This window comes from Chryseobacterium mucoviscidosis (assembly GCF_002177115.1).
Classification (GTDB): domain Bacteria; phylum Bacteroidota; class Bacteroidia; order Flavobacteriales; family Weeksellaceae; genus Chryseobacterium; species Chryseobacterium mucoviscidosis.
Window position 1 is genome coordinate 1 of sequence record NZ_MVAG01000215.1, and the last position, 234, is coordinate 234.

2 tRNA genes are annotated in these 234 nt (G+C 50.0%); both read left to right on the top strand.

Annotated elements, in window-relative coordinates:
- Positions 1–51: 51 nt before the first annotated feature.
- Positions 52–125: transfer RNA gene (locus B0E34_RS20645), tRNA-Asp, on the top strand.
- Between the two features lie 33 nt (positions 126–158).
- A tRNA-Asp gene (locus B0E34_RS20650) sits at positions 159–232 on the top strand.
- Positions 233–234 lie beyond the last annotated feature (2 nt).

Consider the following 234-nt stretch of genomic DNA (forward strand, 5'->3'; position numbering starts at 1 on the left):
GTACTTTTGCCATCACAAAAAAGAAACAACGTTCTTTAAAAACAAAAACATGATCCGGTAGTTCAGCTGGTTAGAATCCCGCCCTGTCACGGCGGAGGTCGCGGGTTCGAGTCCCGTCCGGATCGCAGAAGTTTTATCAATTTCTTTGAAAAAAAATTGATCCGGTAGTTCAGCTGGTTAGAATCCCGCCCTGTCACGGCGGAGGTCGCGGGTTCGAGTCCCGTCCGGATCGCA